Origin of the sequence: Bacillus sp. UNCCL81, from assembly GCF_900112535.1 — a bacterium.
Lineage (GTDB): Bacteria > Bacillota > Bacilli > Bacillales > Bacillaceae_G > Gottfriedia > Gottfriedia luciferensis_B.
The window spans coordinates 1,000,073-1,013,052 of record NZ_FOMF01000002.1 but is presented as its reverse complement, the minus strand read 5'-3'; the positions used below and the strand labels follow the sequence as shown (position 1 = coordinate 1,013,052).

Annotated in this window: 15 protein-coding genes; 12 read left to right on the top strand and 3 right to left on the bottom strand. The window is 31.7% G+C overall.

Translation table 11 applies throughout. The features are described from left to right. The first annotated feature begins 179 nt into the window (after positions 1-179). Complete coding sequence (locus tag BM319_RS05005; RefSeq protein WP_069032398.1) at positions 180-722, top strand: GNAT family N-acetyltransferase; 543 nt, start codon at positions 180-182, stop codon at positions 720-722. Between the two features lie 70 nt (positions 723-792). Beyond that, positions 793-1,449 (top strand): HAD family hydrolase, encoded by a 657-nt coding sequence (locus BM319_RS05000; RefSeq protein ID WP_069032399.1) that lies wholly within the window; start codon positions 793-795, stop codon positions 1,447-1,449. Positions 1,450-1,502: 53 nt separating this feature from the next. Here the strand turns inward: BM319_RS05000 and BM319_RS04995 are convergent, their stop codons facing one another. After that, positions 1,503-3,017 carry an MDR family MFS transporter gene (locus BM319_RS04995; protein ID WP_069032400.1) on the bottom strand — a complete coding sequence of 505 codons (1,515 nt, stop codon included), beginning with the start codon at positions 3,015-3,017 and terminating at the stop codon, positions 1,503-1,505. Positions 3,018-3,537: 520 nt separating this feature from the next. Between BM319_RS04995 and BM319_RS04990 the strand changes: the two genes are divergently transcribed. From BM319_RS04990 to BM319_RS04980, 3 genes are all read left to right on the top strand, one after another. Beyond that, positions 3,538-4,116, top strand: a complete 579-nt coding sequence (locus BM319_RS04990) for a hypothetical protein (RefSeq protein WP_091021446.1) — start codon at positions 3,538-3,540, stop codon at positions 4,114-4,116. Positions 4,117-4,644: 528 nt separating this feature from the next. Then, the gene (locus tag BM319_RS24565) at positions 4,645-4,821 is read left to right on the top strand and encodes a hypothetical protein (RefSeq protein ID WP_175403441.1); all 177 of its coding nucleotides are present in this window, start codon (positions 4,645-4,647) and stop codon (positions 4,819-4,821) included. 171 nt (positions 4,822-4,992) lie between these two features. Then, on the top strand, positions 4,993-5,193 hold the full coding sequence (locus BM319_RS04980; protein WP_069032402.1) for a cold-shock protein: 201 nt from the start codon (positions 4,993-4,995) through the stop codon (positions 5,191-5,193). Positions 5,194-5,371: 178 nt separating this feature from the next. Here BM319_RS04980 and BM319_RS04975 read toward each other — a convergent pair whose 3' ends face one another. Then, entirely contained in the window at positions 5,372-5,548 is a 177-nt protein-coding gene (locus BM319_RS04975) for a DUF3934 family protein (RefSeq protein ID WP_084006746.1), read from the bottom strand. 390 nt (positions 5,549-5,938) lie between these two features. On the opposite strand from BM319_RS04975, the gene BM319_RS04970 reads away from it, so the two are divergent. The 3 genes from BM319_RS04970 (at position 5,939) to BM319_RS04960 (ending at position 7,905) form a co-directional block, all read left to right on the top strand. After that, positions 5,939-6,469, top strand: coding sequence for a hypothetical protein (locus tag BM319_RS04970; protein ID WP_069032403.1), 531 nt, complete (start codon positions 5,939-5,941; stop codon positions 6,467-6,469). A gap of 99 nt (positions 6,470-6,568) precedes the next feature. After that, positions 6,569-6,925 (top strand): DUF2500 domain-containing protein, encoded by a 357-nt coding sequence (locus tag BM319_RS04965; protein ID WP_069032404.1) that lies wholly within the window; start codon positions 6,569-6,571, stop codon positions 6,923-6,925. Positions 6,926-7,161: 236 nt separating this feature from the next. Further along, positions 7,162-7,905: a helix-turn-helix domain-containing protein gene (locus tag BM319_RS04960; RefSeq protein ID WP_091021444.1), complete on the top strand. Its 744-nt coding sequence runs from the start codon at positions 7,162-7,164 to the stop codon at positions 7,903-7,905. A 189-nt stretch (positions 7,906-8,094) separates the two neighbouring features. Here BM319_RS04960 and BM319_RS04955 read toward each other — a convergent pair whose 3' ends face one another. After that, positions 8,095-9,018, bottom strand: a complete 924-nt coding sequence (locus tag BM319_RS04955; protein WP_069032405.1) for a DMT family transporter — start codon at positions 9,016-9,018, stop codon at positions 8,095-8,097. A gap of 230 nt (positions 9,019-9,248) precedes the next feature. Here BM319_RS04955 and BM319_RS04950 point away from each other — a divergent pair, with 230 nt between their 5' ends. From BM319_RS04950 to BM319_RS04935, 4 genes are all read left to right on the top strand, one after another. Next, positions 9,249-9,734 carry an Lrp/AsnC family transcriptional regulator gene (locus BM319_RS04950; protein WP_069032406.1) on the top strand — a complete coding sequence of 162 codons (486 nt, stop codon included), beginning with the start codon at positions 9,249-9,251 and terminating at the stop codon, positions 9,732-9,734. Positions 9,735-9,832: 98 nt separating this feature from the next. Next, positions 9,833-10,150, top strand: a complete 318-nt coding sequence (locus BM319_RS04945; RefSeq protein WP_069032407.1) for a helix-turn-helix domain-containing protein — start codon at positions 9,833-9,835, stop codon at positions 10,148-10,150. 200 nt (positions 10,151-10,350) lie between these two features. Further along, positions 10,351-11,694 (top strand): S1C family serine protease, encoded by a 1,344-nt coding sequence (locus tag BM319_RS04940; RefSeq protein WP_175403442.1) that lies wholly within the window; start codon positions 10,351-10,353, stop codon positions 11,692-11,694. Positions 11,695-12,180: 486 nt separating this feature from the next. Then, positions 12,181-12,954, top strand: a complete 774-nt coding sequence (locus tag BM319_RS04935) for an SDR family oxidoreductase (RefSeq protein ID WP_069032409.1) — start codon at positions 12,181-12,183, stop codon at positions 12,952-12,954. The last annotated feature ends 26 nt before the right edge of the window (positions 12,955-12,980 follow it).

Below are 12,980 nucleotides of genomic sequence, written 5' to 3'. Positions count from 1 at the left end.
ACACAAAAAAAGGATACGATTGTACAAAATGTTTTTCATGAGGAATTAGGTATAAATGAATCAGAAATAAATCAAATAAAAATTAAGAAAATTAAATCATGATTATGGTAAAATAAGGTACTTCAAGTAATCAAACTGAGTTTATGAAATTGTTCGACAGAGAAGAAAGGGGTAACATGATGGATTTTCCAATTTTAGAAACAGAAAGATTATCTTTAGTGCAAATTACACAAAAAAATGTAGATGAGATTTTTTCCATCTTTTCAAATGAAGAGGTAATTAAATACTATGGTATGGACCCTTTTACTGAAAAAGATCAAGCGGTTAAAATGATCGATTCCTTTCAAACTAGATTTGAAAATCAACAAGGGATTCGTTTTGGAATAGTTGAAAAAGAATCAAAAAAATTAATCGGGACAATTGGTTTAAATAATTTAGTCTTACATGCAAGAAGAACGGAAATTGGATATGATTTATTACCTAAATATTGGCGAAAAGGATATATGTCAGAAGCAATAAAGGAAATTACATCATACTGCTTTAATAAGCTAGGAATCTATCGAATTGGAGCTAATATTTTTCCAGATAATACTGCTTCAGCTACTTTAGTTGAGAAGTTAGGATTTCAAAAAGAAGGATTACTGAGAGGCTATTTAGTTCAAGGGAATCAGTCTCATGATTTAAACGTATTTTCTCTCATTAAACCTGATTGGCAAAAATAAAACGAAAAATAGTAAACTGAGATAACCATAATATAGTAAATCTGTCTAATTAAGGAAAAGGAGAAATGGAATGATTAAAGCTGTAATATTTGATTTTGATGGTTTAATTGTCGATACTGAGTCTGTATGGTTCGAAGCATATAAGGAAGTACTACAAAGGTATGAAGTGGAGTTAACTCTTCAAAAGTTTTCAGAAGTTGTAGGAACAAGTGATGAAATTTTATTCGATTTTATCAATACAAATTTAAAAGAACCAATTGAAAAAGAACTGATTGAACAAATGGCTAAAGAACTAGTTGATGAGAAACTACTCGAGCCGGCACTTAGAGAAAGTGTAGAAGACTATTTAATTTCAGCAAAAAATACTGGATTAAAAATAGCTTTGGCTTCTAGCTCCTCAAGAGAGTGGGTAGAAAGCTTCTTAAAAAAATTAAATATTTATGAATACTTTTCAGTAATTAAGACAAAAGATGATGTAAAGAAAGTTAAACCTGATCCGGAGCTATATTTAAAAGCAATTGAGGAAATCGGGGTTCAAGCATCAGAGGCTGTCGCATTTGAAGATTCGTTAAATGGATTAATCGCTGCAAGGAAAGCAGGTTTACACTGTGTAATTGTTCCGAATCAAGTTACTTCACATTTAGAGTTTGAGAATCATAGTTTAAGATTATCATCAATGGCAGAAAAATCTTTAGAAGATGTAATTAAGCATCTAACTAACAAGTAATTTCGGTTAAAAAAAGTAAAACCATTCCAAAAAAATTGGAATGGTTCTTTTAATTAAATAGAATTTACTTCTTTTACTTCACTTGCTTCATCTTTCTTTATTAAAATTTCCTTTTTCAGACCCCAACAAATTAAAAATGTTAATATGGCAAGTACGAAAGATACCCAATATAAATCCTGGAATGCATGAGTAAAGACTGTTTTTACTTTTTCAAGTAAATTAGGATCAAGATTAGATGGAATCATACCATTTTGTACATTTTTTAATTGTAGCAATTGATCTACGGAAAGACTTCCAGCTAGTGATTTCATCCCTGATGTAATTTTAGAAGCTAATAGAGAACCAAATAAACTAAAGCCAATCGTCATACCAATGGATTGAAATAACATGACGGCAGATTGAGCAATCCCTACATTTTCCTTTTCAACTGATTCTTGAACAATTAATGCATTGTTAAATAGTGCACCGAATCCAAGTCCAAGAATAATGAAATAAATAACGAATGTCATTATTGAAGTGTGGGCCGTAATACTTGTAAGTAAATAGAAACCAATCATTGGTATAATAAATGAAACACCGTAAATATTTCGATAAGAGAATCTATTCATTACTCGCCCAGCAATTACACTTGCACCCATTGCACCAACCATAATTGGTAAATTTAAATAGCCAGATTCAGTAGGTGTTAAACCGAGTACATTTTGCGAGAAGAATGGGAATGATGAAAGTGACCCCATGATCGCAAGGACAAAAACAAATACTAGAGCCGAAATGACAACAAAGTTTCTATTTTTAAATAAGTGTAAAGGGATAATTGGTTCTTTTGCTTTTGACTCTACAAATATAAATAATCCAAGTAAAATGGTTCCTAAAATTAGTAAACTAATTATTTTAGGATCACTCCATGCATATCCTTCTGTTTGATGAAGTACAGGCGTAAGCAGATAGCTGATTAACGTGATAACTAGTAAAATCCCACCAAACCAGTCGATATTGATTTTTTTATCAACTCTCGTTTCATTTAGTCCTATTGCTAATAAAATTGCAGCTAAAACGCCAACTGGAATATTTACTAAGAAGATCCAGTGCCATGAAATATGCTGTACAAAATATCCTCCAATGAGCGGTCCAAGTAGCTGAGGTATAAACATGACAGCTCCGAAAATACCTTGAAGCTTAGCACGCTGTTCAACTGGGAAACTGTCTCCGAAAATGACCATCGCAAGTGGCATTAACCCACCGGCACCAATCCCTTGAATTCCACGACCAATTAAAAGGACTTCCATAGAATGAGCAGTACCACTAATAATTGACCCAGCCATAAATAATCCCATACTAAATAAATATATTTTCTTTCGACCATATAAATCCGCAAGTTTGCCGAGTATTGCCATAAAGGAGGTCATCGAAAGCATGTAAACTCCACCAACCCAGCCGTAAAGCGCTAACCCTCCTAAATCCCTAATAATTGTTGGCATAGCTGTTGCAACGACTGTCTCATCAAGCTCTGAGAAAATGACTCCAATCATTAGTCCTATTAATATAAGAGTCTTGTTATTTTCTTTCATCCTTTACCTCCCTATGACCTTTCAATATTATTCAATTGTTTCATTGAATACTTAAAAAAGAACAACTTTTAATATTTAAAAGCTAATTTGAATGAAGTTTTTATAGTTAAAAGTCAAACATTGTGATTATCGATTCGATTCTTTATACCTATATTTAAAGATGAAATTCAAATTTCAAGTAAAAAATTCAATTCTATCATTTTCTTTTACTTTATTTTATTCTTTACTTTGTTTAAAAATCCTTTAGGTAGTAACTAGCTTCTTTGTGGTTATTTTAAATTTATAAAGGATCTTATTCATCAGAATGGCGGTATAGTTTAGCTAGAAAAAGAGAATTTATGATTAATATAACTTAAGAGGCAATATACGATATGAGGTTGTTTTATTTTATAGTCAGAAAATTCTTGATTGAGAATAAAATATTGTATACAATGTTAATAGGTACTATTATCCTGGTTAATAGTACATGCTTTATGGCGTGTAATGTTAATAAATTCATACTTTGGGAGAGGTTTTTTACATGAAAAAGGCAATAGGTGGTTTAATATTAACAGGGTTATTAACTTTAGGTGTAGCAACATCTGGTGCTCAAGCAGCAGTAAATTTTGATTCAACAACAGGAACAGGATTTGTAGGTAAAGGTGATGTACAATTAGCATTTAATTGGAACAATGCTTCTTTACAGAAGAATGCAGGTGCTACTACTTTTACATACGATGTTAAAGATACTTATGTTGTTACAGAGTATTGGGAAACTTTAACAGGTGGTAAACAACCTAAAATCGTTACACATGAAATCGAAGTTCCTAAACACGCATCTGTTAGTGCAAATGTAGATTATGATGCACGTAGAGCTAATCAAATCAATGGTTTTATAATAAAAGGATTTGGGAATGAAGTAACTGAAGGAACAGTACCAGTTGTAGGAGATCCTTTAACTGGTAACCGTGAAGTTTATGATACTGAAGCTGGGGAATGGGTACATGCAACAGTAACAGCTGTTGAAAAAACTAAGAGCGAAGGCGGATTATTTGTAAACTTTAATGGAACAAGAATTGCAATGCCAAATACTCCAGTTAATCCAATTGTAATTCAATAATATTTAAATCAAGTTAATATTATAGTCGATTTCCAAATATGGAATTCGGCTTTTTTTTCCTTTACACGTAAGTTTAAAGTCATAAACTGCTTAGTTGCAGTTTTTTTATTTCAGTAAATGGGAGGATCGTTTAATAAATAAAGGATTTTATAATCTTAAATGGAATTATAAAAATTACAGATACATTTCGATTACCAACTCAGACGGTTGAAAGTTGAAAAAAACAAAAGAGGAATACTTTTATACTCATCGTGAACTTGAAAAAATACTTGCAAAATCAGAACATGAAGATTTATATAGACAGATTCCAGGAGAAAGATGATTAGTACTTGAACTGAAGAATCTAGCAATGCACGGCGCATATCATATTGGGCAAATTGTATTAATGAGTAAAATGCAAGGAATTTGGGCAGGGAAACAAAGATTATAAAAAAGGAGTCTATAACGATGATCGACTCCTATTTTACTACTGGCAGATTAGTTCATCAAAGGATTTAATGTACTTTTGTTTGAAAAGGAGTGTGCCTAATGGATAATTTTAGTTTAATCATTACATTACTACAATTGATCATTCTAATTGTAGTAGTATATATCGTGATTATCATTATTAAAAAAGTAAAATTATTTGCAGCAAATAATTTGTTTATTTCAAATAAAAAAATTGAGGAATTGGAGCAAAGAATAAGCAATTTAGAGAAAAAATAGGGATATTCTCTTAAACAAGCTAGCAAGAGTAAGTTATACAATAATCTACTTTAAATTAGCCATATTACTCAGTTATTTCATTTTTTTTTGATGGAAATTTGATAATTCATAACTATATTGGTAAAATTAGGGTATTACAATGTGTGTAAGCCACACTGGGAGGTTACAAAAATGGAACATGGTAAAGTAAAATGGTTTAATGCAGAAAAAGGATTTGGATTTATTGAGCGAGAAAATGGTGATGATGTATTCGTACATTTCTCAGCAATTCAAACTGATGGATTCAAATCATTAGACGAAGGTCAAGCGGTAACGTTTGAAGTAGAACAAGGTCAACGCGGACCACAAGCAACTAATGTTAAAAAAGCTTAGTTGAAAAAAGAGTCGGAATCTATAAAGTAGAATCCGACTCTTTTTATGTCTTTTAAATTTAAAAACCCCTATCCCAAAAAGAATAAGGGTAATATCGAACGTGGATCTTGGTAAAGAAAATGGTTTAAAGTATGAAAGACCATATAATATTGAAGAAACAAATAATTATCGAAAATAATTAGCCATTTGAATTATTATTAGTTGTTTTGGAATTGCCCTTATTTTTAGTACCTTTGCTAACATATGGCTTCGCATTCTTTGCTTTTTTTGCACTAGCTTGCCATCTATTCCAACCCTTCTTATCTGTACCTCTACCTGTACCCTTACCTGTACCGCTCTTAGCTTTAGCTTTCATATAAACACCTCATAGCTATTATACACTAAGTACCATACAGTTTTTCAGTAATTTCCAATTAACTTTTGAGTAAAACAAGAAATAGAGCAATAAATATATTCAAAAAGAGCACTTATATATCTTTATTGTTGAATGAAAGTATACATATATCTCTAAAAACTATGATAGTGGGAGAATTGGGTGTCTGTAAATCTTATATTTATTAATTTGATAGTTTTTAAGTAGCATGCTTTAGTTGAATCAATATGATTGACTATAAAGTTATTATTTATGGAAATAAATGACAGATTAGAAATTTATTGTAAAAAAGGACCAAATTCCCCAAATACAAAACCTTAACTAGTTGATACAATTAAAGGAACATTAAAAAATGGAGGATAAGGTTTCAACATGAAAACTACGAAAAAAGTATTTGTCAGAAATTTAATAGTCATTTTTTCAATGATTATTATGATCGGATTGGGAATTTTGGTTTATGTTAAATCGAATTCATCATATCCAATAACAAAAATTAATGAAACTAAAGTAGAAAAAATAAATTCTTCTCTAATAATTGTAAGATCAGATTTAAATCAACTAGAAAAAATAGTAGGAAAAAATGACAAAAATAAAGTAATTGATTTGGAACAAAAAACGATGGAGGATATCGAGAAACTAGATGAAGTATTAGAGAATTTTAAATTTAAAAAAACGCCTGATAAGGGGCTTTTATTATGGATTATTTGTGCAACTTCATCTAAAGATGCCTATTTAATGGATTTGATGAGTTATAGTAGCGGTGATACTAAAGGAAATGAAGAATTTTCTAAAAGTACAATCGATCATCTAAATGATAGTCTTAGAGAAATGAAAAATAAACATAAAGAAGCTTATAGATACTTCAAGCGAAATGATTACTTAGAAGGGTTTTACAATCAATAAGTAAATCATTTAAAAATATAAATTAAGATATTTTTATAACTATAAAAAATCATAGTTAGTTCACAGCATAAAAAAGGAAATGATCCTAGGAGGGGTAAAATGTTTGAAGGCGGAGATTTTATGTTTACGTTCGGTCCAATATTCATTGGTATCACTTTTGTAATTGTTATATCCATTGTAGTATTCTCAATCATAAAAGGAGTTACACAGTGGAATAAAAATAATAACTCACCAAAATTAAATGTAAATGCCAAAGCTATAACGAAAAGAACAGCAGTACATGGTGGTAGGGAACATTCGTCATATAGTAATTATTTTGTAACGTTCGAAGTAGAAAGTGGAGATCGGTTAGAATTACAGGTAAAGGACACTGAATACGGAATGATTGTTGAAGGTGATGTTGGAGAACTCACATTTCAAGGTACAAGATTTCAAGGTTTTATTAGAAGCAGATAAGTTTAAAGTGCTTCATTAATTTTAGCAGGCCACATTGGCAACTTATTTTATAGAACCTATTGAACTTACGCTACATTAGTTGAGTAAAAATAGCAGCCATAGGCTGCTATTTTATTAAATTAATAACTACTTCAGTCACAAATTACTTAACTATTTGAATATCAAGATATTTAATTCGTAATTAAAGGTGTTCACAGGGATCAAGCTGAATAAAATTCAAATAAAAATCATCAGGAATTACCGCGTTATCAGCAAGTATTACTGATTTTAAGTATAAAAAACACTCTCACAAGGAGTATGCAATAGGTGTTACATTACGTGGTATTCAACAATATAATCTGAATGGAAGTTTACAGTTATCACATCAAAATGGTGTCATGCTTTTTAATCCAGAACAAGCACATGATGGAATGGCACATGATAAGTCTGGCATTGATTATGTCATGCTATATATTGATCCGCAATTGCTCTTAGAAGTGAATGGGAACAAGGACTTAGTTCGTTTTTCAACTCCTATAGTGTACGATCAAATTCTTGAGCAAAAAATATTAAGTCTTTCTAAAGCTATTTTAAGTGGTAAAGATGAGGCATTTTGTAGTGAATTATTAGTATCTCTTACAGATCGCCTAATTAGAACTAATCTTTCATTAAATTATAAAAAAGATAACGCGCTTATGAAAAAAGCGAAGAATTTGATTCATACCAATTTGGAAAATGTTCTTAGACTTGATGAGATATGTAATGAACTTAATTTATCGAAATTCAAGTTTATCAGATACTTTAAAACTCATACCGGAATTTCACCCTATCAATACTTTCTTAACTGTAAGATTGAACGCGCAAAGCAGTTGATCGAAAAAAATAGAGATATTTATTCAGCAGTATCAGATTGTGGCTTTGTAGATTTAACCCATTTAAATAAACATTTTAAGAGCGTATACGGAACAACAGCATATGAGTATATGTCTTATTTAGATTAAGGAGAGTTTATGATTGTCCTTTGAGGAGTTGGGTCGATCTAGAAAGAGAAATGATAATTTTAAAGAATGAAAGTCTAAAAAAATTTGAGAAAACAAGAATAAAAAGCCTGTATCAAAGATTGCCAAGTAATCTTTGATACAGGCTTTAATAATATTTGTTAATTCAACTACCCTACATCTAATAAGACTTTATGCTGGAGATTTCATTGCTTTCTTTACAATCCTTTTGCTTTTAGACGTTCCATTTGTTTTAAAGTGTGTGAATAAGAAACTACCAAGTATTACAATAATGCTTCCAAGTACTTGAACCCATGTCATTTTTTCATTTAATAGGAAAAACGCCAAAATGGCTGTGAAAATAGGATTGAAGTTTAGGAAAATACCTGCTGAAGTGGCTCCAATTTTTTGGACACCAATATTCCAAAAGAGCATACATAAGACAGTTGAAATAATCCCAGTATATAAAATTGAGAAAATAAATGAGCCATTTATTTTTACAAGAGTAAAATCTGTGAGATTAAAAGGGATGACTACAAGGAGTCCAAATATGCCTGAATATAGTGTAGACATCATTGGTGATATATGTTTTGTTGCCCATCTACTACAAACCGAATAGATCCCCCATATGCATACGGCAATGACCATCCATAAATCACCTAAATTCAATTTCATTGAGAATAGTAGATTCATATCTCCTTTTGAAAGCACAAGAATTACACCAAAGAAAGAAATAATCATCGAAAATATTTGTAAAAAGTTCAGTCTTTCTTTTAAAAATAAAGATGAAAATAAAGCAATGGAAATTGTATTTAGGGTTGAAATTAATCCAACATTCGTTGCGGATGTCTTTTCTAATGCCATAAATTGAAAAAGATTAAAAAGAACAACACCTGTTACTCCCATCATGAAAAGTGGAAGAATAGCTTTACGTGGAGGTAAAATCTTTTTTTCTTTCCACCATACTATTGGTAATAATACGATAATAGCAATTCCCCATCTTAGAGTCGTCAAGGTCATTGGAGAAGCATGACCAACAAGGGATTTTCCAACGACAAAATTTCCTCCCCATAACAAACTTGTTAATAATAACAACAGTATATATAAGATTGGCATATCTAAACCCCCTAGTTCACTGTTCTTTAAGTTTAAAAACGATTTTACACAGTGATTTCTTACTATTTTTTAAATAGTTTAACATAATTGTTTATTTTACCGTAGATTATTTTGTATAATGTTATAAATACAAAATAATTTTAATTAAATGTATCATTTTAAAGAATATAATTCATTTTAAGTGTGAGATCCAAACCATTTGCCGAATAATTGAAAGGGAGTAGATATTAGTGGAATACCAAGGAAATAAAGTGTTAGATGAAGTAGATCTTAAAATTTTAGATAAGTTACAAAAGGAAAGCCAAATAAGCAATACGGAACTAGCGCGACATGTAAATTTGTCGCCACCAGCTACACATGCAAGAGTTAAACGATTAGAAAATGAAGGATATATCGATCGGCAAGTTGCAATCTTAAATCAAGAAAAGCTAGGTTTTGATTTACTTTGTTTTATTTTTATCAATACAAACATCCACCAAGCCGATAAATTAGAAGTGTTAGAGAAACAATTAAAATCCATGCCTCAAGTTTTAGAGTGCCACTTATTAACTGGGGAGTATGACTATCTATTGAAAGTTGCCAACAGAGAACGAAAAGAATTGGAGAGCTTTATTCGTAAGTTAAATCAGTTCGGAATTACAAGAATTCAAACAAGTTTAGCTTTAAGAGAAATTAAAAATTCTACTGTTTTGCCGTTATGTGAAAAGGAAGAATAATATTTTATAAACCTTAGACCAATGGTTTTAATATGAAATCACTTATTAAAAAAGGGTAATGTTCACCTCTGTTGAATTAAACCAACAGAGGTGAATAAATGAAAAATTATAGTATAGCTATATCAATATTTCTTTTAGGGGTATGTATCGTAATTGGAAGTTGGAAGATTTCTAATGGAATTGGTTCAAAAGCTACAACGAGTCGTGCTGAGCAGCATCAACTATTAACACAGACGGAATTAGTTGATTATTTAGGATTAAGTAAAGAAGAAATTAAAAAACTAACTGAGTTATACGATGGAGACGGTGGTTATTCAAGTGAACTTCCTCATATAAAAATTGGATCTGAGTTCTACTATCCTAAATCCGCAATTGATAAATGGTTAATAAATGTAGATTTAATAACAGTCCCTTAAAAATAACATATTAATTATCGTATTTTTAAAGAGGTAGAAGTTATTGTTGATTTTCTTTGGCGAAGAAATTTTCAATAATTAAATCTTTTTCTTATTTAATTACCATACAATAGTAAAAGAGTATAAGCTGCATAAATGCGGCTTTTTCTTTTGCATTAAAGATAAAGAAAATAAAATATGCAATTATGAGTAAGGGCGTTATGTCATTTTTTTGCTTTAGTGTATGTACTTCCTTTTGGGAGAAGATCGTAAGCAAAACAAATGAAAGGATGTTTGGAATGAAAAAAAAGGCATTCGTCACCATTCCATTTTGTATCGTGTTGGCGATCTTAATCGCTACATCGTTTGTGCTAACTTCGAAGAAACCATCTGCCCCTTACATACTCAAACCTCAACAATTAGCTGAAACGACAAAGCCAGCGGTTGTTCGAATTGTTGATTATGCGATTGTGAAATGGACGATTACTTTAGATGATAAACGCGTAACGAGTGTATTGAAGAAATGGGATTATAAAACTGAACTGGACGGTTTTGGATCTGGCGCTATCATTAATTCGGACGGCTATATTGTAACAAACGCTCATGTTCTAGTTTATTCTCATCAAATGTCCGATCATGATATTGTTTCTGAGGCATTTTCAATTCTTGTGGATGATGTTGCAACGGAAAATAATTGGACGCACAAATACACAGATGCGTATTTGAAACAGTATACTAGTTACGAAATCTACCAAAAAGGCGTCGACGTCTACTTACCGACAGTAGATGATCCTATTAGCGCAGTCGTCAAAAGGTATCAACAACCTACCGATCATGGAAAAGATGTGGCCCTTTTAGAAATCGATGGCTCCAACTATCCTACTATTCCCCTTGGAAACAGTGATTCTATTCAAGATCAAGACAATATTTGGGTGATTGGTTACCCAGCTGCAGCAGATTCTGAATTGCTATCCATGCATAGTTATGTAATCCCCACGATGAATAAAGGGCAAATTTCAGCGGTCTCAAAAACTACATTAGCAGGTAGCCCGGTCCTTCAAATCAATGCAGCATCTACCCATGGAAATAGTGGTGGACCCATCATCAATAACAAAGGACAATTGATTGGCTTACTCACCTTCCGAGGAGATACGGTGAATGACCAAGAAGTGCAAGGATTTCATTTTGCGGTACCTGTGAACACGTTGAAAAAAGTTTTCAATAAAGCGGACGTACATGAAACAAAAAGCCAAACTGATAAATTGTTCATAGAAGGGTTAACTTTCTACTGGGCAGGCTATTACAAAGACGCACTGTCAAAATTTGAAGAAGTCCAACAAATCTATCCGAACCATCCAGAAGTAAAGCGGTACATTCATGAATCAAAACAAAAAATGGGCTCAAGCAAAACACTTTGGGCTAAACACAAAACGAGTTTTTACATTCAAGATATTGTCGCAAGTATACTAATCCTCATTCTTCTTCTTTATACTTTCACGTATAACAGTAAACCAAAATCAAATACTACATCGAATCCACTATCAACCGATCATGAATCCGACTAAACTTGAATTTCAAACAGTTCCTGAGAAATAAATAATGAAAAATTTATTTGAATAGTGCTTCATGGAAAATACGGCTCCATTTGCTGATCGTAGGTTGCAATTGGAACGAATAAGTGGGATAAAAATCCTACCTAAACCAATTGTAGAGCTACAAACAAAAGGAGCCGTATAAATCAAGGATGGTCAATAATTTATTAGTTTAAACAATTCAAAAGTTTTTTTATAGTTAGATTTACCTGGAAATAGACGTTTTAAATCGTAACCAAAACTAAAATAGTAAGCAAATCATCTAGTAAATATGGATAAAAAGTAACATAAAAAATTTAAACAGTATTTCATATTGAATATTCAGAATTTTTCTTGTATTATCAAATTAACAAACATACCGACTGGTTAGTATCTAAACGTTTGTTTAAAAATGAAGCGAAAGTTTTGTGCAAAGATAGGACCGTTATGGAATAAATACTAATTTTAGGAGGATTTGAAATGCACGTAAAAGAGTTATTTGATTTAACAGGGAAAGTAGCCATTGTAACTGGTGGTGGACGAGGTCTAGGTGAACAAATTGCGAAAGGATTCGCTGAAGCAGGTGCAAATGTTGTACTTTGTTCTCGAAATGTAGAAGCATGCCATGAAATTAGTGAAGAATTGAAAAGTTTAGGTGTAGAATCTATCGCATTGAAGTGTGATGTAACAAACAAAGAGGATGTCCAAACAGTAGTTAACGAAACGAAAGAGAAATTTGGCCGAATAGATATTTTAGTAAACAATAGTGGTGCATCTTGGGGAGCACCAGCTGAAGAAATGCCTTTAGAGGCATGGAATAAAGTAATGAATGTTAATGTAACTGGTACGTTTTTAATGTCTCAAGCAGTAGGGAAAATCATGTTAGCACAAAAATCCGGAAAAATTATAAATATTGCTTCGATTGCTGGCTTAGTTGGAACGAATCCAAACGTAATGAATGCTGTTGGTTATAGTGCAAGTAAAGGTGCAGTGATCAGTTTTACAAAAGATTTAGCTGCCAAATGGGGTCCAAGTGGAATTTATGTAAATGCATTAGCTCCTGGATTTTTCCCGACAAAAATGTCTAAAGATGTTATTTCCCACGGAACAGATGAAATATTAGAATCTATCCCACTTAAGAAATTTGGAAATGAAGACGAGTTAAAAGGTGCAGCTTTATTTTTAGCAGCACCAGCATCGAATTATGTGACTGGGTCAGTTTTGGTTGTTGATGGTGGAACATCGATCGTTTAAAGTTTGAAACACCATAATCAAAAAGG

What these genes read in the sequence shown, in the direction of transcription:
- BM319_RS04955 (WP_069032405.1), bottom strand. Translation starts at nt 9,018, where the DNA reads ATGCCAATCTTATATATACTGTTGTTATTATTAACAAGTTTGTTATGG.
- BM319_RS04965 (WP_069032404.1), top strand. Translation starts at nt 6,569, where the DNA reads ATGTTTGAAGGCGGAGATTTTATGTTTACGTTCGGTCCAATATTCATT.
- BM319_RS04980 (WP_069032402.1), top strand. Translation starts at nt 4,993, where the DNA reads ATGGAACATGGTAAAGTAAAATGGTTTAATGCAGAAAAAGGATTTGGA.
- BM319_RS04975 (WP_084006746.1), bottom strand. Translation starts at nt 5,548, where the DNA reads ATGAAAGCTAAAGCTAAGAGCGGTACAGGTAAGGGTACAGGTAGAGGT.
- BM319_RS05005 (WP_069032398.1), top strand. Translation starts at nt 180, where the DNA reads ATGGATTTTCCAATTTTAGAAACAGAAAGATTATCTTTAGTGCAAATT.
- BM319_RS04935 (WP_069032409.1), top strand. Translation starts at nt 12,181, where the DNA reads ATGCACGTAAAAGAGTTATTTGATTTAACAGGGAAAGTAGCCATTGTA.
- BM319_RS24565 (WP_175403441.1), top strand. Translation starts at nt 4,645, where the DNA reads ATGGATAATTTTAGTTTAATCATTACATTACTACAATTGATCATTCTA.
- BM319_RS04990 (WP_091021446.1), top strand. Translation starts at nt 3,538, where the DNA reads ATGAAAAAGGCAATAGGTGGTTTAATATTAACAGGGTTATTAACTTTA.
- BM319_RS04945 (WP_069032407.1), top strand. Translation starts at nt 9,833, where the DNA reads ATGAAAAATTATAGTATAGCTATATCAATATTTCTTTTAGGGGTATGT.
- BM319_RS05000 (WP_069032399.1), top strand. Translation starts at nt 793, where the DNA reads ATGATTAAAGCTGTAATATTTGATTTTGATGGTTTAATTGTCGATACT.
- BM319_RS04940 (WP_175403442.1), top strand. Translation starts at nt 10,351, where the DNA reads ATGTCATTTTTTTGCTTTAGTGTATGTACTTCCTTTTGGGAGAAGATC.
- BM319_RS04970 (WP_069032403.1), top strand. Translation starts at nt 5,939, where the DNA reads ATGAAAACTACGAAAAAAGTATTTGTCAGAAATTTAATAGTCATTTTT.
- BM319_RS04995 (WP_069032400.1), bottom strand. Translation starts at nt 3,017, where the DNA reads ATGAAAGAAAATAACAAGACTCTTATATTAATAGGACTAATGATTGGA.